Raw genomic sequence first — 15,745 nt, forward strand, 5'->3', positions numbered from 1 at the left:
ATTTCTACACCACCTTTATATCGAGGGACATCGTATGCTCCCCACCGGAAATCTTATGACTGCATTGATCCACCAGAAACACCTGAGTCTTGAATTCATCAAGCAGGACATAAATGAAATTACCAGCCCTTACGCGCATATCACCAATCGCCTGTACGGAGAGACTAAGCTTTTCACGGTTGTGCATTTTTAGCAGATTATTTGCCTTCTCCTGAATTTGTGCAGCATTCGCTTTGTCATCGGCCTTCTGATACAAGTGCAGGATACCCCAGCGTTTCACATTATCCTTATCGCTAACCGGAAAGAAATCACGCTTACCAGACTTCTCGTTATCCTTGTATAGAAAAATGGTGTTGTACGTATCATCATCAATACTTTTTTTGAGCGAATAGTCGTACAGATACTGCCCCGCTCCCAGCACCAGATTAAGCAGCATAGACTCCGGTTTACGAAGCGTCAGCTTACCAAAGTCATCGTAAAAAGCCATCAGCCTCCCCTTATACTGAAGCTCACTGCCGATCGCTCCCATAATGATGTCCAGCAGCTTTTTGTCATCTTGAATTAATGAGGGAATTCGGTACTCTGTATTCTCCAGCACACCTGTCTTCAGGCCGTAGTCCTTGGTTATTTTAGTAATAACATCGCTAGCCGTGACATCCTGCAAAACATAACTACCATTGCCTAGTAAATAACGAATCTGATCATAAGCAGTCAGCTTAATCTCCTGATCCGAGCCTGTATCAATGCTGAACACAAACCCGTAGAATACATCCACATTATCTTTGCTGAACTGAATAATATCACCGTTGTTGATGCTAAACTTGGGATGCTGATAGATTCCACTGTCCACAAGTGTTAACTCTAGCGTTGCTGGCTTTCCTGAGCGGGCTGTTTTCCAAGAAATATCGGAGACGATGCCAGAAATATCCCATAGATTCCCTTCCTTATTCTTCACAAGCAGTTCCATAACATCCTCCTACGGCAGCTTAATGACCTTACCGATTGGAAGCTTCCTCAGCTCACTATCTTTAATGCCATTAAGTTTCTGGATTTCTCCACACCTTTTGCCATCTCCAAGAATTTCTTTAGCGATTTTCCATAGATTGTCTTTAGATTTCATGATATACGTTTTAGGTTTGGGCTTTTCATTAGCCCGCTTCTGTTCTACCTTCACTTCATCTTTGACAACCTTAACTGCTACCGCTTGATAGAATACATACTTTTTGAGAGATAAAGAATATTCAATATCCCCTGATGTACCTGCACTGAGCTTCCAAGTGAAGCCTTCGATACTCATAGCCATATTCACACCAAAATCAATCTCTATGGATTTATCCTCACTAGTCGATGATTGCTTTAACCATTTCTTCGCATCGTTTAGCTTCCCCTCAGCTTTTTTCGTGTCATCCGCATAGCTCACCCCGGAGAATACAAAACGAATAGGCCTGCGACTCGTCATCCACTTCTTAATAAGCTCCACATATTCAAAGGGTCTCTTCAGCCCGTCCTCTTGTACCAATACGAACGGATATCTTTGTGCCGGAAATATACTTTCAATTGTGATCTCCGTCAGCTTCGGATAAGCAATCGTATTGATCTCACCCAAATCGATAATGGTATAGCTTTTTCCATCCCCGCTCTCTTTGATCTCTAAGGTCTCCGGGTTGACTGGCAGCCGGAATGCTTCCGCCTGATTATTAAAACCAAGAAAAATCCCGTACTCTTCCATGTTACGTATACACCCCCTGCGCTGTAGAGACAAACTCCTCGTTCAGCTTTTGCCCGATCTTGTTGATAATCGTATCAATGTCTCCGGCATTATTAATATTCCCGGTCGTCACCTGCACCGTCGGCGTAAGCTCCACAAAATTCTGGATCGCCTGAATCTCCGCTAGCTCACGCAGCATTTTCAGATCATCGCTAGAGATGTCTACAGTGTCGTTGATGGAGTCGAGTTGCTTCACGCGGTTTACGGTGTTTAGATTACCTGGAGTTCCTGCATTTTGAAAAGAACCCGTAGCTGAAGGTGTATTCATCGTAGGAACTACTGGAATTTCAGGTACGGTAGGCGTTTGCAAAGGTTTTGACAAATCCCCTGAATGGGTAGTATTCCACTGATTTAATGTGGTGTTATTACTCTTATTTCCACCTACATTTAATTTTTCTTTAAACTTATTGATATCAAAATTCTGGATTTTTTCTGCCCCTGAATTAAAAGAAGCTCCAATGTCCATTTGCAAATCCTTTTTGAATTGACTGCTATCAACCTCTTCAATATGAAGATTGATCTCCGACTCTATACCAATAAATTTGCCAACAGCTCCAACTACTTTATTTATACTATCTAGCAAAAAGTTCACAGCGCCAATAATACCATTAACAAATCCGGTCCAAAGATCGATAACAAAGCCCACAAATTCTGCAACGAGCTGTCCCAGTCCCCTGAACATATTCGCCAAAAAGTCCCTCACAGGCTGAAGGGCTGCCACAATCCCTAAAAATGCTACTATAAGTGCAACTATAAGCCCTATTACAAGTGCAATTGGATTAGCACTCATCACAGCGTTGAAAATGCCTTGGGCTGCGGTAGCAATTCCGGTAGCAATAGATGAAATTCTAGTTGCAATTGTTGAGGCATTCATCGCGATTGCTAAGGCAATAACTCCAGCAACAACACCCAAAACAATCGGCAAAACAACAGGGTTGCTAAGAACACTCCAGAGATACAATGCACCTTGTACGACCTGCGAGAATACTTGTGCAAGTATCGCCAGTCCAATCGCTATCCCATCGATAATTGGCTGAAAGCTTCCATCTGAAAATGCCTGGTTAAGAATGCCTAATAGTGGTGACAATGCCGCAAGAGCACCTTCTCCCATACCAGCCAGAGAGTTGTTATAGTTTCCAAGAAGAGCTTGCCATTGATTAACGGGTGAATCCATCATGGTTTGTAGCGAATCACTCGTCATCCCTGACGTTGTCATAATATCTCCCAAAGTACTCAAAAAGGCTTCCATATTGCCCGTTCCGGCCACTAGATCAAGTCCACCCAGATCCTCTTTATCCACCTGAAGCATGGATGCTAAATCACTAGAATCCCCCTCAAAAGCAGAAGTAATCGCCGATGAAGTATCACCAATATCTTTACCCTCCGGAGACATCATGCTTAGCCTTGTGGAATAATCCATAAGCTTATCTAACTGATCCGTATTTTGAGTTTTAGGATAAAACGACAAGACACTTTCCATGGACTTGTTTACATCCTGCCCGGTATCTAGTGCCCTCTTCTTGAACTTATCAAACATTGCCACACCAACATCAGCATTTCCGGTTTTCGCTTTAAAAAGATCCTCCCATTTTTGCTGTTCAGCTGCAGGCGCAAGCACCTTTTCCATAACTCCTTTAACTTTTTCCAGCACACCTTTGGCTTTCCCAAAAGCACCGGTGATCTTTTCCCATGTACCCGCCTGCTGCTCAGCACCTGTTGCTCCTTGTTCTGCCGCATCGTTCAGTCTCTCCTGAGCCTGTACTGCGCCTCCAATAGAAGCTTGAATCCTGGTATAAGCTGCACTGTAATTGTTAGTGATGTTGTACACGGGCTTATTGACTATTTTCATACTGATTCGGTTTAAAGTTGCGGAAAAGGAATTTGAAATATTTGCAGAAACCTGAGTTGTAATTTGATTGGTTATATCATTAATCCATTGATTGGAGACTTGCTGGATTCCAGCTATATTGTTTTGCATACCTGCCATTCATTCACCCCCTATCTCTTCCTCGCCTTACTCCGTGCCTGATCCCGCTTCTCCTTCTCCACCCGAACAGCAATCATCGCATAGATTGCGGCACGTTCGCGCGAAGACAGCTTCATCAGCTCATGCGGTAAAATGTGCAGCTCGTGGAGGGCGTAGTAAGCCAAGTTGGCTTCGCTGTCGCCCTCGTTGATTAGTTTTTTACTTCATCCACCAGCTCGTTCATATCTGTGCCGAAGCCATTCAAGGCTTGCACTCGTTCACCCAATGCCGCGAATTCACCCGGAAGCAGCATTTTTCGCAGCAGTGTTTCAGCACCAAGGACACCATAAGAACGCTGTAGCTCGGCATTTTTCAGATCCGGATGCACCACACTTGAAGTCATAAGCTTAGCCATATAATCATTCGGTTCAATCTCGGAGGTATACACTCCGTTCTTACCTTTGACCTTACGAGTAGCTGCTTTACGGCATTCCTGATTCTCATCCTCGTTCATACTGCGTAGCTTCCAGGCAACTGCGTTCCCTTCCTTATCCTTAAACCGCTGCGATACCACAAACTCCTCGGTCGTGTCACATGCTACATTTTGCGCAAAAAACAAACTTAATTCACTCATTGTCTTCCTCCTAAAATGATTTAGTTTCTTCTAGTACTACTAACTAGACAGAGAAGAGACCCGCCGCTCACCTGCACGCCCGGGCCTTACTTGCTCCTATCTAGTTGTCTTTATTAGTTTCCAGAGCCTGCTGGAGCGCCAAAAGCTTGCACAATCTGCACGTCTTCAAAGGTAAAGCTCACTTCTTCTTCCAGCGCATCTGATTCTGTATCAAGAGAAGCCATGATGACACTATCAAGGTTCACGCCTTTTAAAATAATGCGTTGTGCTCCCACACTGGACGATGGGTCTTCGTTCGTAACCTCAATATCGAAATACTGATCGACACCTGTGTTCATATAATCAAGCATCATCTGGCGGAAACGGCTAGTCATATAAAAAATCGTCATCGAACCGCTGCCCGACCATCCAGTCGCTTTATGCTGAACACCACGTCGGCCGAGTGTCTTCACTTCCGCCTTTGTTTTTTCTACCGTTGCTTCAAGCGTCTTCACATAGAACATCTCTTCAGCTTGCGTGCCAATCACGGCATACGCACGGCCCTCCTGGCCGGAAATCGTATCACTAGCCTTTAAAAATGCCATCTTAAACCACCTTCACTTTCATATATACTTTTTCTACGGAATCTACCGGTTTCACAGCCACATCCAGCACGATACTATCACTATCCGCACCAGCCACAACGACAACATCTGTCTGCGCGTTAAAGCCCTCAATCGCACCCATATCCTGCAGATCATTCATATAAGTCGCACATTGTGACCAGAACAGAGCCCGTCCATCTTCATTATTCGCTACCTTACCAATGTAGTAGTTCTCAAAAATACGCTTCAGATCATTCGCAATCCCATCCAGCACGCGTAGCACACGATTTTTGGAAAACGCTTTGCCTTTATCCGGAGAAAATGCCGTAAACGTGTTAATATCTTGCTCCACCACAGCTCGCCCTCCACTGTAAGTAAAGAGCAATTCACCTCGCAGCAAAGCTGCAGTCGTCTCAGAATGGCTAAGCCGCACATCAGCGTCAACGGAGTCGTCATATCCCTGATAAGTCAGCGATTGATTCACCGCAGCAGCAGCCGTAGCACCGGCCACCCAAGCAACAGCATTGTTATTATCAATCATAGTTCCGTCACTCAGTACTACCCCATTCTTCACGCTGATCACACCCTCATGACCCGCAGTAGCATAATCCGATAGTACAGCCTGTACTTTCTTCCCTTCAGTATCCCGCAGTCGTCTTACCCAAGAGCTATACAGCGCCTTAAGCGTACTATCCTGCGATACTAGTCCAACCGTTTGGAACTCAAGCACCTCAAGAGCAGACAAGAAATCGCTGTGCGCACCATTTGTCACCGTACCATTAGCTCCGCCAATAAGCGGCATCCCTGCGGTTAGCTTCAAGCCTTCTGCGCCATTTTTCTGGAATTGTACATAATCGTTAGCGACCAACTCTTCAGCCGTTCCAACCGTTTGCTTATTCAGTTCAGTTCCATTCAACAGTGTCTTTACATCAAAAAGAGCATTATTCTCAATATTCTTCTCAATAACAACAGAAAGATCATTTCCGCGTAGACCGCCATATTTAGCCGTAACCTGTAGACCATTGTTCGTGACCGCCGCTTTAACCCCTTCATTCAATCGATAGAGCAGTAACGTTCCCGCACGTTTCAGCGCTTCGCGTACTGGCAGTAATGTTGGGTGTTCCAAATCATAACCTAGCAGCTTATTCACGTCGTCCTGCGGGGTAATCTTCATGATCACTCCAGCTTCTCCCCAAGATAAGGCAAGTGCCAAAGCAGTAATCCCGCGTTCTCCCATTTTGCCGATGGCACCTTGATTCGATGCTACATTTACATACACCCCTGGGCGCACTTTGTTTTGAGTTGTCCATGTTCCGCCTGCCATTAGTTCAAAACCTCCTTATTCATAAACAATCCCATAGATTGCTTCGCTTCTTCGATCGTATAACTTTTGTCATCCTGCAAAATAACGTTCAGCACATCCTTTTCCTTAGCCGTAAAAAGCGATGAATTCACAATCTGCTCTTTACCAAAACGATCTCCATTACTCACCTTTGTGCTCATTTCAGTCTTTCTCCTCCTATCATATGTCCCATCTTAATGGGGTCAGGCTTCTCACTTTGCAAATACACCATATAGTCTGTTGTAAAAAGCGGTCCATGCCCCTCTACCCCAGCTTCCCAGGCTTGCCTAGCTACACGAAAGGAGCCACCCTCTTGCTCCATCCCTGCCATTGCCTCACTCAGCTTATCTGCCATTCTCTCAGCTTCCAGCAGACTGCCTTTTTCATAACGGATACCGAAGCGATAGACCGCTAAATATCGGCCTTCCCGCTGCCGATCCAGTGTCGCTGAGATCAGTCCGGGATAAAAATAAGCCGTCTGAGGTTTCTCCCCCTCCACATACACAGGCACATCTGGAAAATACCGCTCCAGCGCACTCGTAATGTGTTCTCGTAATTGTTGTACCGACATCACTCCATTCCTTTCTGAACTGCGGCGGTTCGCCGATCCTTGATGGTGTTAACCTTCAATTGCATTAACATTTAAGAAGACACCCCCTCTACTAAAATTAAGAACAAAAAGGATACTATCCAATGTTGGATAATACCCTTCTATACTAGGCCAATGCCAAAAGAATCTTTCACCGCTAGATTTGTTCTCATCACCACTAGGGTTGAACTATTAGCAGAGCATTCATGCTCTTGCGGTGTTCTTTTTGCTTCATTTGCCATGTTATAAATATACACCCCTATTTGCCTTGCAGAGACGGTATACCGACGAGGTTTAAGCTAGCTTTGGGATGGTATAGAGCGGTTTTTCGGAGGATCATAAAATCAATAAAAAAAGACCGCATCATCCGCTCGGACGACACAGTCTTTAGTAACCGTCTATATCTCTTAAGTAATACTAATCTTCTCTTTCTTCACTCTAGGTGCTGTTATTAAAGTGTTAAGGGACAGTAGACCGAGATCCGTTAAAGCCAAAGCCATCTTATAAAAAGCCTTCGAGCGTATCTTCACGTAAGTATCCTTACTTACCGGTGGATCAAACACATGATTGTAAATCGTATAATCGTACGTTTCGTCTCTTTTCATATAACGCTCTCTTACTAATTGCTGTTCCCTCGTATCGAGTCTTTCTACCACAGAGTCTATCGCCGAGCAAAAAGCCCTCCTAGCAGCCGGTATATCCACATTATAAGAAGCTATCGCAGCAGTCTGATCAGTAACAGTATTCGTAGGACCATGAAATCTTTCTGTATACGAATAAGTAGTACTGGCTTCCTTAGCCTCAAATGTAACGGTCTTAAAAATACGGTATTTCTCCAACATGCTCTCTATAGCGACCTGGGTTCGGCGACGGTCTAGCTCCGGTAAAGCAGATAAGTTCATCATTTTATGCACTCCTTTAGGTTTTAACAGAATGAGATTAAATTGCGGAAGTTTCCTAAGCAATGTGCTAAAATATAAAAGTGTTCGTATTCTGTTCGTATTTTTCTATAATATACCACTTCTCTACCAATCTCGTAAAACCCCGTTTGAGTCTGTTTTGGGCGAAAAAGAATAGCTTTCCCTCCATTATCTTGCCTTTTGGCAATAATATACGCTTTGTTGTTTACCAATTGGCAAAAATGGCTTATATTAATAACATAAGCTTCAGTCTATAAGGAGTGGTTGAGATGAAACAGGATTTTGGGGATTATATGAAGCAACTTCGCGAAACTAAGGGACTTACTATTAATCAATTGGCAGCAGCAGCAGGTATTAGCGGATCACAGATTTCACGGATTGAAAATGGTCTAAGAGGTGTTCCTAAGCCAACTACATTACGCAAAATAGCAGAGGCTACAGGAGTCCCGTACGAGGAGCTAATGGATCAAGCGGGGTATTTGCAGGAACAGGCTCTTCCAAGCGAAGAGATTGTCCCAGAGTGGGCTACAAGCAAGGATAAACGTGACTTCCGTAAAATGCTGGAGGATGATGGAGAGCTGATGTTTGATGGGATTCCACTAGACAAGGATGACAAACAGAGGATAAAAGATGTACTGACCGGCTTATTCTGGGAAGCCAAACAGATGAACAAGAGAAAGAAATCCAACAACACTTAATAACTACACTAACATGCTGCAGGTGAAGAATATGGATGAACTGATCAATAATCTGATTAAAAAATATAAAACCAACTGTCCGTTCGAGCTGGCCTCAGCGCTAGGTATTCACATTCGTTTCATGAACCTTGGGACAGGCACAAAGGGATTATATTACCGAAAACTAAGAAGAAGATTTATCGTCATTCATAATGAGTTGCCAGTTGAGTGGCAGCGCTTCGTTTGTGCGCATGAATTAGGACATGATCGTCTTCATAAGGGGATTAACCGCTTTTTTCTAGAGGAAAGCTCCTACTTCTCTCCTGGGAAGCTTGAACGTCAAGCTAATGTCTTTGCTGTAAAGCTACTATCCACAGGCAGTAATCCTGAGCAAGAAGAATCCTGTAAAAGCTATTATCTACGGATTGGCATTCCGCCAGAAGTACAGTTTCTTTTGGAAGAATGATAGAACATATGTTATATGAATTTATGCGTGTTTTAATTCTATACATAACAAAAAAAGCTCTTACCGAAGTAAGAGCTTTCTAAGAGCAATTAAGCTGAGTATCGGGATGACACGATTTGAACATGCGACCCCCTGGTCCCAAACCAGGTGCTCTACCAAGCTGAGCTACATCCCGTTACTATAAAATTATGGAGCGGGTGATGGGAATCGAACCCACGCTATCAGCTTGGAAGGCTGAAGTTCTACCATTGAACTACACCCGCAAAGGTGAAAATCGGGATGACACGATTTGAACATGCGACCCCCTGGTCCCAAACCAGGTGCTCTACCAAGCTGAGCTACATCCCGTTAAAATATTATAATTGCTTAATAAAAAAAATGGCGCGCCCTGAGAGATTCGAACTCCCGGCCTTTTGATTCGTAGTCAAACGCTCTATCCAGCTGAGCTAAGGGCGCAAAAATTATGGAGCGGACGACGGGAATCGAACCCGCGACCCTCGCCTTGGCAAGGCGATGCTCTACCGCTGAGCCACGTCCGCAATAAGTGGTGCGCGTGAAGGGACTTGAACCCCCACGTCGTGAAACGCCAGATCCTAAGTCTGGTGCGTCTGCCATTCCGCCACACGCGCATGTAATAATAAAAGTGAGCCATGAAGGACTCGAACCTTCGACACCCTGATTAAAAGTCAGGTGCTCTACCAACTGAGCTAATGGCTCGCACTTGGCTGGGGATATAGGATTCGAACCTATGAGTGACGGAGTCAAAGTCCGTTGCCTTACCACTTGGCTAATCCCCATTGATGGTACCTCTATGTTGCCCATAATCTCTCAGGAAGATTATGGTGGAGGCTGAGGGGATCGAACCCCCGACCCTCTGCTTGTAAGGCAGATGCTCTCCCAGCTGAGCTAAGCCTCCATATCTATGGGACCCTCTAAGGGTAAGTACAAGTAAAAGTTGGTGACCCGTATGGGATTCGAACCCATGTTACCTCCGTGAAAGGGAGGTGTCTTAACCCCTTGACCAACGGGCCTTGCAAATCTGTGGAGCTCTCAACCGGATTCGAACCGGTGACCTCTTCCTTACCATGGAAGCACTCTACCTGCTGAGCTATGAGAGCATGGCTCCCCGAACAGGACTCGAACCTGTGACAACTCGATTAACAGTCGAGTGCTCTACCAACTGAGCTATCAGGGAATATCCGCTTGGCAACGTCCTACTCTCCCAGGACCCTTCGGTCCAAGTACCATCGGCGCTGGAGGGCTTAACGGTCGTGTTCGGGATGGGTACGCGTGGAACCCCTCCGCTATCGCCACCAAACGGGCATTTACAGCGTAAATGCTCAGGCTTGATGCCTGAAAACTGAATCCGAATCGAATTTGCGTTTTAAGTATAGGATAAGCCCTCGACCGATTAGTATTGGTCAGCTCCATGCATTACTGCACTTCCACCTCCAACCTATCTACCTCGTCGTCTTCAAGGGGTCTTACTAATTGGGAAATCTCATCTTGAGGGGGGCTTCACGCTTAGATGCTTTCAGCGCTTATCCCGTCCGTACGTAGCTACCCAGCCATGCTTCTGGCGAAACAACTGGTGCACCAGCGGTACGTCCATCCCGGTCCTCTCGTACTAAGGACAGCTCCTCTCAAATTTCCTGCGCCCACGACAGATAGGGACCGAACTGTCTCACGACGTTCTGAACCCAGCTCGCGTACCGCTTTAATGGGCGAACAGCCCAACCCTTGGGACCTACTTCAGCCCCAGGATGCGATGAGCCGACATCGAGGTGCCAAACCTCCCCGTCGATGTGGACTCTTGGGGGAGATAAGCCTGTTATCCCCAGGGTAGCTTTTATCCGTTGAGCGATGGCCCTTCCATGCGGTACCACCGGATCACTAAGTCCGACTTTCGTCCCTGCTCGACTTGTAGGTCTCGCAGTCAAGCTCCCTTATGCCTTTGCACTCTTCGAATGATTTCCAACCATTCTGAGGGAACCTTGGAACGCCTCCGTTACTCTTTAGGAGGCGACCGCCCCAGTCAAACTGCCCGCCTGACACGGTCCCCGTACCCGGTTAGGGTACTAGGTTAGAACCTAGATACGATCAGGGTGGTATCCCAACGGCGCCTCCACCGAAGCTTGCGCTCCGATTTCTACGGCTCCCACCTATCCTGTACAGATCGTACCCAAATTCAATATCAAGCTGCAGTAAAGCTCCATGGGGTCTTTCCGTCTTGTCGCGGGTAACCTGCATCTTCACAGGTATTAAAATTTCACCGGATCTCTCGTTGAGACAGCGCCCAAGTCGTTACGCCATTCGTGCGGGTCAGAATTTACCTGACAAGGAATTTCGCTACCTTAGGACCGTTATAGTTACGGCCGCCGTTTACTGGGGCTTCGGTTCATAGCTTCGGGTTACCCCTAACCACTCCCCTTAACCTTCCAGCACCGGGCAGGCGTCAGCCCGTATACTTCGCCTTGCGGCTTCGCACAGACCTGTGTTTTTGCTAAACAGTCGCTTGGGCCTTTTCACTGCGGCCCCCTCGTGCTATTCACACTACCGGGGCACCCCTTCTCCCGAAGTTACGGGGTCATTTTGCCGAGTTCCTTAACGAGAGTTCTTCCGCGCGCCTTAGAATTCTCTTCTCGCCTACCTGTGTCGGTTTGCGGTACGGGCACCTTCTCCTGGCTAGAGGCTTTTCTTGGCAGTGTGAGATCATGACCTTCGCTACTATAATTTTCGCTCCCCATCACAGCCCAGCCTTAACGATGTGCGGATTTGCCTACACATCAGCCTCACTGCTTAGACGGACATATCCATCAGTCCGCGTCACTACCCTCCTGCGTCACCCCATCGCTCATAGCGGATTACGGTGGTACAGTAATTTCAAACTGTTGTCCTTCGACTACGCCTTTCGGCCTCGCCTTAGGTCCCGACTTACCCTGAGCGGACGAGCCTTCCTCAGGAAACCTTGGGCTTTCGGCGGATCAGATTCTCACTGATCTTTTCGTTACTCATACCGGCATTCTCACTTGTATGCTGTCCAGCGCTCCTTACGGTACACCTTCAACCCACATACAACGCTCCCCTACCCCAGATACATAGTATCTAGCCATAGCTTCGGTGGTGTGTTTAGCCCCGTTACATTTTCGGCGCAGAGTCACTCGACCAGTGAGCTATTACGCACTCTTTCAATGGTGGCTGCTTCTAAGCCAACATCCTGGTTGTCTGTGCAACTCCACATCCTTTCCCACTTAACACACACTTGGGGACCTTAGCTGATGGTCTGGGCTGTTTCCCTTTTGACAATGGATCTTAGCACTCACTGTCTGACTCCCGGCAATAAGTATATGGCATTCGGAGTTTGACTGAGCTTGGTAATCCTTGCGGACCCCGCACCCAATCAGTGCTCTACCTCCACTACTCTTATACCGAGGCTAGCCCTAAAGCTATTTCGGGGAGAACCAGCTATCTCCGAGTTCGATTGGAATTTCTCCGCTACCCCCACCTCATCCCCGCATTTTTCAACATGCGTGGGTTCGGGCCTCCAGTGCGTGTTACCGCACCTTCACCCTGGACAGGGGTAGATCACACGGTTTCGGGTCTACGTCCACATACTCAATCGCCCTATTCAGACTCGCTTTCGCTGCGGCTCCGTCTTCTCGACTTAACCTTGCATGTTAAACGTAACTCGCCGGTTCATTCTACAAAAGGCACGCCATCACCCATTAATAGGGCTCTGACTTTTTGTAAGCACACGGTTTCAGGTTCTATTTCACTCCCCTTCCGGGGTGCTTTTCACCTTTCCCTCACGGTACTGTTTCACTATCGGTCGCCAGGTAGTATTTAGCCTTAGCAGATGGTCCTGCTGGATTCATACGGGGTTTCACGTGCCCCGCACTACTCGGGATCCGTCTCGGAGAGAACACAGTTTAGGTTACAGGGCTTTTACCTCTATCGCGGGCCTTTCCAGACCTCTTCACCTACCATATTCCTTTGTAACTCCATGTGAGACGTCCCACAACCCCTAAGAGCAAGCTCTTAGGTTTAGGCTGTTCCGCGTTCGCTCGCCGCTACTGACGGAATCACTATTGTTTTCTCTTCCTCAGGGTACTTAGATGTTTCAGTTCCCCTGGTCTGCCTCTACATCTCCTATGTGTTCAGAGATGAGTAACTGCGAATTACCACAGCTGGGTTTCCCCATTCGGACACCCCCGGATCAAAGCTTGCTTACAGCTCCCCGAGGCAGTTTCGTTGTTCGCCACGTCCTTCGTCGGCTCCTGGCGCCTAGGCATCCTCCGTGTGCTCTTATTAGCTTAACCTTGATTTTTCCGCAGGAAAATATCATACAATGACATTTCTTTTGGAATCATCTCACTAATAACATTTACTTGTTTACACAAGTTGCTAAAAGATGTTCTAAAACGCAAATTCGTTTCGGTATCCAGTTTTCAAGGATCAATGTTTAAAGAAGTTATTGAATTAAAAATTATGGTGGAGCCAAGCGGGATCGAACCGCTGACCTCCTGCTTGCAAGGCAGGCGCTCTCCCAGCTGAGCTATGGCCCCATAAAAGATATAAAGTTATATGGTGGGCCTTGGTGGACTCGAACCACCGACCTCACCCTTATCAGAGGTGCGCTCTAACCAACTGAGCTAAAAGCCCATATAACATATATAACATTGTGAATCAACCAAAGAATGGTTGTCCGCTTGGCGGCGTCCTACTCTCCCAGGACCCTTCGGTCCAAGTACCATCGGCGCTGGAGGGCTTAACGGTCGTGTTCGGGATGGGTACGTGTGGAACCCCTCCGCTATCGCCACCAAACGTATATGAAAGAGACTTACTCTTTCAAAACTGAACACGAGTGAGTGTTCGAACCCGAAGGTTCTATTGTGGAAGTTTAACTTCCGATTTGAATGTCTTCATTGCAGAAGACGATTCTCCATAGAAAGGAGGTGATCCAGCCGCACCTTCCGATACGGCTACCTTGTTACGACTTCACCCCAATCATCTACCCCACCTTCGGCGGCTGGCTCCCTTGCGGGTTACCCCACCGACTTCGGGTGTTGTAAACTCTCGTGGTGTGACGGGCGGTGTGTACAAGACCCGGGAACGTATTCACCGCGGCATGCTGATCCGCGATTACTAGCAATTCCGACTTCATGCAGGCGAGTTGCAGCCTGCAATCCGAACTGAGACCGGCTTTGATGGGATTGGCTTCACCTCGCGGCTTCGCTTCCCGTTGTACCGGCCATTGTAGTACGTGTGTAGCCCAGGTCATAAGGGGCATGATGATTTGACGTCATCCCCACCTTCCTCCGGTTTGTCACCGGCAGTCACTCTAGAGTGCCCAACATTACTTGCTGGCAACTAAAGTTAAGGGTTGCGCTCGTTGCGGGACTTAACCCAACATCTCACGACACGAGCTGACGACAACCATGCACCACCTGTCTCCTCTGTCCCGAAGGCCGCCACTATCTCTAGTGGATTCAGAGGGATGTCAAGACCTGGTAAGGTTCTTCGCGTTGCTTCGAATTAAACCACATACTCCACTGCTTGTGCGGGTCCCCGTCAATTCCTTTGAGTTTCAGTCTTGCGACCGTACTCCCCAGGCGGAGTGCTTACTGTGTTAACTTCGGCACCAAGGGTATCGAAACCCCTAACACCTAGCACTCATCGTTTACGGCGTGGACTACCAGGGTATCTAATCCTGTTTGCTCCCCACGCTTTCGCGCCTCAGCGTCAGTTACAGCCCAGAAAGTCGCCTTCGCCACTGGTGTTCCTCCACATATCTACGCATTTCACCGCTACACGTGGAATTCCACTTTCCTCTTCTGTACTCAAGTCACCCAGTTTCCAGTGCGACCTCAGGTTGAGCCCAAGGTTTAAACACCAGACTTAAATGACCGCCTGCGCGCGCTTTACGCCCAATAATTCCGGACAACGCTTGCCCCCTACGTATTACCGCGGCTGCTGGCACGTAGTTAGCCGGGGCTTTCTTCTCAGGTACCGTCACTCCGATAGCAGTTACTCTACCGGACGTTCTTCCCTGGCAACAGAGCTTTACGATCCGAAAACCTTCATCACTCACGCGGCGTTGCTCCGTCAGACTTTCGTCCATTGCGGAAGATTCCCTACTGCTGCCTCCCGTAGGAGTCTGGGCCGTGTCTCAGTCCCAGTGTGGCCGTTCACCCTCTCAGGTCGGCTACGCATCGTCGCCTTGGTGGGCCGTTACCCCACCAACTAGCTAATGCGCCGCAGGCCCATCCCTCAGTGACAGATTGCTCCGTCTTTCATTCTTTCTTCAGGAGAAAAAAGAAATTATCCGGTATTAGCTACCGTTTCCGGTAGTTATCCCAGTCTAAGGGGCAGGTTGCCTACGTGTTACTCACCCGTCCGCCGCTAAGTTACTTTGAAAGCAAGCTTTCAAAGTAACTCCGCTCGACTTGCATGTATTAGGCACGCCGCCAGCGTTCGTCCTGAGCCAGGATCAAACTCTCCAATTAGTATTGAAAAGAGCGATATGCTCATTTTGAAACATCTGACGAGAAAATTAATTCTCTAATTTTGGATATCACTTTCGTGATTTCCCACTCACTCGTTGTTCAGTTTTCAAAGATCAATGTCTCTCATTTCGTCGTCGTTGTTTGTCAGCGGCGACCTTTATAATATATCACAGTGTTTCGTTGTTTGGCAAGTCTTTTTTTTGAAAAAGTTTTTTTCAACTTTTCTTGCCTTCCGCTTCCCTTTTACACAAGCAAAAGGAGCGCGAGATATAATTTATCACGAGCACTCCTTT

General features: G+C 47.1%; 12 protein-coding genes, 14 tRNA genes and 4 rRNA genes. 2 read left to right on the plus strand and 28 right to left on the minus strand.

The window, feature by feature from the left end; translation table 11 throughout:
• Positions 1 to 4: 4 nt before the first annotated feature.
• The 10 genes from H70737_RS26420 to H70737_RS26460 form a co-directional block, all read right to left on the minus strand.
• Positions 5 to 967, minus strand: coding sequence for an XkdQ/YqbQ family protein (locus tag H70737_RS26420; protein WP_042192119.1), 963 nt, complete (start codon positions 965 to 967; stop codon positions 5 to 7).
• A gap of 9 nt (positions 968 to 976) precedes the next feature.
• On the minus strand, positions 977 to 1,729 hold the full coding sequence (locus tag H70737_RS26425) for a LysM peptidoglycan-binding domain-containing protein (RefSeq protein ID WP_042192121.1): 753 nt from the start codon (positions 1,727 to 1,729) through the stop codon (positions 977 to 979).
• Between the two features lies 1 nt (position 1,730).
• A complete protein-coding gene (locus H70737_RS26430; protein ID WP_042192123.1) occupies positions 1,731 to 3,755 on the minus strand; it encodes a hypothetical protein in 2,025 nt (674 codons plus the stop codon).
• Between the two features lie 11 nt (positions 3,756 to 3,766).
• On the minus strand, positions 3,767 to 3,919 hold the full coding sequence (locus H70737_RS30515) for a hypothetical protein (RefSeq protein WP_197071250.1): 153 nt from the start codon (positions 3,917 to 3,919) through the stop codon (positions 3,767 to 3,769).
• Between the two features lie 26 nt (positions 3,920 to 3,945).
• Complete coding sequence (locus H70737_RS26435) at positions 3,946 to 4,368, minus strand: phage tail assembly chaperone (protein ID WP_042131197.1); 423 nt, start codon at positions 4,366 to 4,368, stop codon at positions 3,946 to 3,948.
• Positions 4,369 to 4,481: 113 nt separating this feature from the next.
• A complete protein-coding gene (locus H70737_RS26440; RefSeq protein WP_042192125.1) occupies positions 4,482 to 4,952 on the minus strand; it encodes a phage tail tube protein in 471 nt (156 codons plus the stop codon).
• Between the two features lies 1 nt (position 4,953).
• The gene (locus tag H70737_RS26445) at positions 4,954 to 6,276 is read right to left on the minus strand and encodes a phage tail sheath family protein (RefSeq protein WP_042192128.1); all 1,323 of its coding nucleotides are present in this window, start codon (positions 6,274 to 6,276) and stop codon (positions 4,954 to 4,956) included.
• Positions 6,276 to 6,455, minus strand: coding sequence for a hypothetical protein (locus H70737_RS26450; RefSeq protein ID WP_042192130.1), 180 nt, complete (start codon positions 6,453 to 6,455; stop codon positions 6,276 to 6,278). Before H70737_RS26450 ends, H70737_RS26445 begins: the two co-directional genes overlap by 1 nt.
• A complete protein-coding gene (locus H70737_RS26455) occupies positions 6,452 to 6,865 on the minus strand; it encodes a phage tail terminator family protein (protein WP_042192133.1) in 414 nt (137 codons plus the stop codon). Before H70737_RS26455 ends, H70737_RS26450 begins: the two co-directional genes overlap by 4 nt.
• Before the next feature lie 425 nt (positions 6,866 to 7,290).
• On the minus strand, positions 7,291 to 7,785 hold the full coding sequence (locus tag H70737_RS26460; RefSeq protein WP_042194591.1) for an ArpU family phage packaging/lysis transcriptional regulator: 495 nt from the start codon (positions 7,783 to 7,785) through the stop codon (positions 7,291 to 7,293).
• A gap of 287 nt (positions 7,786 to 8,072) precedes the next feature.
• Between H70737_RS26460 and H70737_RS26465 the strand changes: the two genes are divergently transcribed.
• Together H70737_RS26465 and H70737_RS26470 are read left to right on the plus strand one after the other, a co-directional pair.
• The gene (locus H70737_RS26465; protein WP_042192135.1) at positions 8,073 to 8,501 is read left to right on the plus strand and encodes a helix-turn-helix domain-containing protein; all 429 of its coding nucleotides are present in this window, start codon (positions 8,073 to 8,075) and stop codon (positions 8,499 to 8,501) included.
• 31 nt (positions 8,502 to 8,532) lie between these two features.
• Positions 8,533 to 8,946, plus strand: a complete 414-nt coding sequence (locus H70737_RS26470) for an ImmA/IrrE family metallo-endopeptidase (protein ID WP_042194594.1) — start codon at positions 8,533 to 8,535, stop codon at positions 8,944 to 8,946.
• 101 nt (positions 8,947 to 9,047) lie between these two features.
• On the opposite strand, the gene H70737_RS26475 is transcribed toward H70737_RS26470, so the two are convergent.
• The 18 genes from H70737_RS26475 to H70737_RS26560 all read right to left on the minus strand — a co-directional run bounded on the left by H70737_RS26475 (position 9,048) and on the right by H70737_RS26560 (position 15,452).
• Positions 9,048 to 9,121, minus strand: a tRNA-Pro gene (locus tag H70737_RS26475).
• A gap of 14 nt (positions 9,122 to 9,135) precedes the next feature.
• Positions 9,136 to 9,209: transfer RNA gene (locus H70737_RS26480), tRNA-Gly, on the minus strand.
• Between the two features lie 11 nt (positions 9,210 to 9,220).
• Positions 9,221 to 9,294: transfer RNA gene (locus H70737_RS26485), tRNA-Pro, on the minus strand.
• Positions 9,295 to 9,325: 31 nt separating this feature from the next.
• Positions 9,326 to 9,402: transfer RNA gene (locus H70737_RS26490), tRNA-Arg, on the minus strand.
• A gap of 8 nt (positions 9,403 to 9,410) precedes the next feature.
• Positions 9,411 to 9,485: transfer RNA gene (locus H70737_RS26495), tRNA-Gly, on the minus strand.
• 6 nt (positions 9,486 to 9,491) lie between these two features.
• Positions 9,492 to 9,575 (minus strand) — tRNA-Leu (locus H70737_RS26500).
• Between the two features lie 15 nt (positions 9,576 to 9,590).
• Positions 9,591 to 9,663: transfer RNA gene (locus tag H70737_RS26505), tRNA-Lys, on the minus strand.
• 5 nt (positions 9,664 to 9,668) lie between these two features.
• Positions 9,669 to 9,743: transfer RNA gene (locus H70737_RS26510), tRNA-Gln, on the minus strand.
• A gap of 43 nt (positions 9,744 to 9,786) precedes the next feature.
• Positions 9,787 to 9,862: transfer RNA gene (locus H70737_RS26515), tRNA-Val, on the minus strand.
• A gap of 40 nt (positions 9,863 to 9,902) precedes the next feature.
• Positions 9,903 to 9,977, minus strand: a tRNA-Glu gene (locus H70737_RS26520).
• 11 nt (positions 9,978 to 9,988) lie between these two features.
• Positions 9,989 to 10,064 (minus strand) — tRNA-Thr (locus tag H70737_RS26525).
• Between the two features lies 1 nt (position 10,065).
• Positions 10,066 to 10,141 (minus strand) — tRNA-Asn (locus H70737_RS26530).
• 6 nt (positions 10,142 to 10,147) lie between these two features.
• A 5S ribosomal RNA gene (gene rrf / locus H70737_RS26535) occupies positions 10,148 to 10,264 on the minus strand.
• Between the two features lie 73 nt (positions 10,265 to 10,337).
• Positions 10,338 to 13,265 (minus strand): 23S ribosomal RNA (locus H70737_RS26540).
• A 170-nt stretch (positions 13,266 to 13,435) separates the two neighbouring features.
• Positions 13,436 to 13,511, minus strand: a tRNA-Ala gene (locus H70737_RS26545).
• A 20-nt stretch (positions 13,512 to 13,531) separates the two neighbouring features.
• Positions 13,532 to 13,608: transfer RNA gene (locus tag H70737_RS26550), tRNA-Ile, on the minus strand.
• A 45-nt stretch (positions 13,609 to 13,653) separates the two neighbouring features.
• Positions 13,654 to 13,770, minus strand: a 5S ribosomal RNA gene (rrf, locus tag H70737_RS26555).
• 124 nt (positions 13,771 to 13,894) lie between these two features.
• Positions 13,895 to 15,452, minus strand: a 16S ribosomal RNA gene (locus tag H70737_RS26560).
• The 16S, 23S and 5S rRNA genes sit together here with 14 tRNA genes alongside, the layout of an rRNA operon.
• Between the last annotated feature and the right edge of the window lie 293 nt (positions 15,453 to 15,745).

The organism is Paenibacillus sp. FSL H7-0737, from assembly GCF_000758545.1.
Lineage (GTDB): Bacteria > Bacillota > Bacilli > Paenibacillales > Paenibacillaceae > Paenibacillus_AQ.

Bases quoted from the DNA above. Each gene is read 5' to 3' on its own strand.
- H70737_RS26460 (WP_042194591.1), bottom strand. From the start codon at position 7,785: ATGAACTTATCTGCTTTACCGGAGCTAGACCGTCGCCGAACCCAGGTC.
- H70737_RS26445 (WP_042192128.1), bottom strand. From the start codon at position 6,276: ATGGCAGGCGGAACATGGACAACTCAAAACAAAGTGCGCCCAGGGGTG.
- H70737_RS26435 (WP_042131197.1), bottom strand. From the start codon at position 4,368: ATGAGTGAATTAAGTTTGTTTTTTGCGCAAAATGTAGCATGTGACACG.
- H70737_RS26425 (WP_042192121.1), bottom strand. From the start codon at position 1,729: ATGGAAGAGTACGGGATTTTTCTTGGTTTTAATAATCAGGCGGAAGCA.
- H70737_RS26420 (WP_042192119.1), bottom strand. From the start codon at position 967: ATGGAACTGCTTGTGAAGAATAAGGAAGGGAATCTATGGGATATTTCT.
- H70737_RS26450 (WP_042192130.1), bottom strand. From the start codon at position 6,455: ATGAGCACAAAGGTGAGTAATGGAGATCGTTTTGGTAAAGAGCAGATT.
- H70737_RS26470 (WP_042194594.1), top strand. From the start codon at position 8,533: ATGGATGAACTGATCAATAATCTGATTAAAAAATATAAAACCAACTGT.
- H70737_RS26455 (WP_042192133.1), bottom strand. From the start codon at position 6,865: ATGTCGGTACAACAATTACGAGAACACATTACGAGTGCGCTGGAGCGG.
- H70737_RS26440 (WP_042192125.1), bottom strand. From the start codon at position 4,952: ATGGCATTTTTAAAGGCTAGTGATACGATTTCCGGCCAGGAGGGCCGT.
- H70737_RS26465 (WP_042192135.1), top strand. From the start codon at position 8,073: ATGAAACAGGATTTTGGGGATTATATGAAGCAACTTCGCGAAACTAAG.
- H70737_RS26430 (WP_042192123.1), bottom strand. From the start codon at position 3,755: ATGGCAGGTATGCAAAACAATATAGCTGGAATCCAGCAAGTCTCCAAT.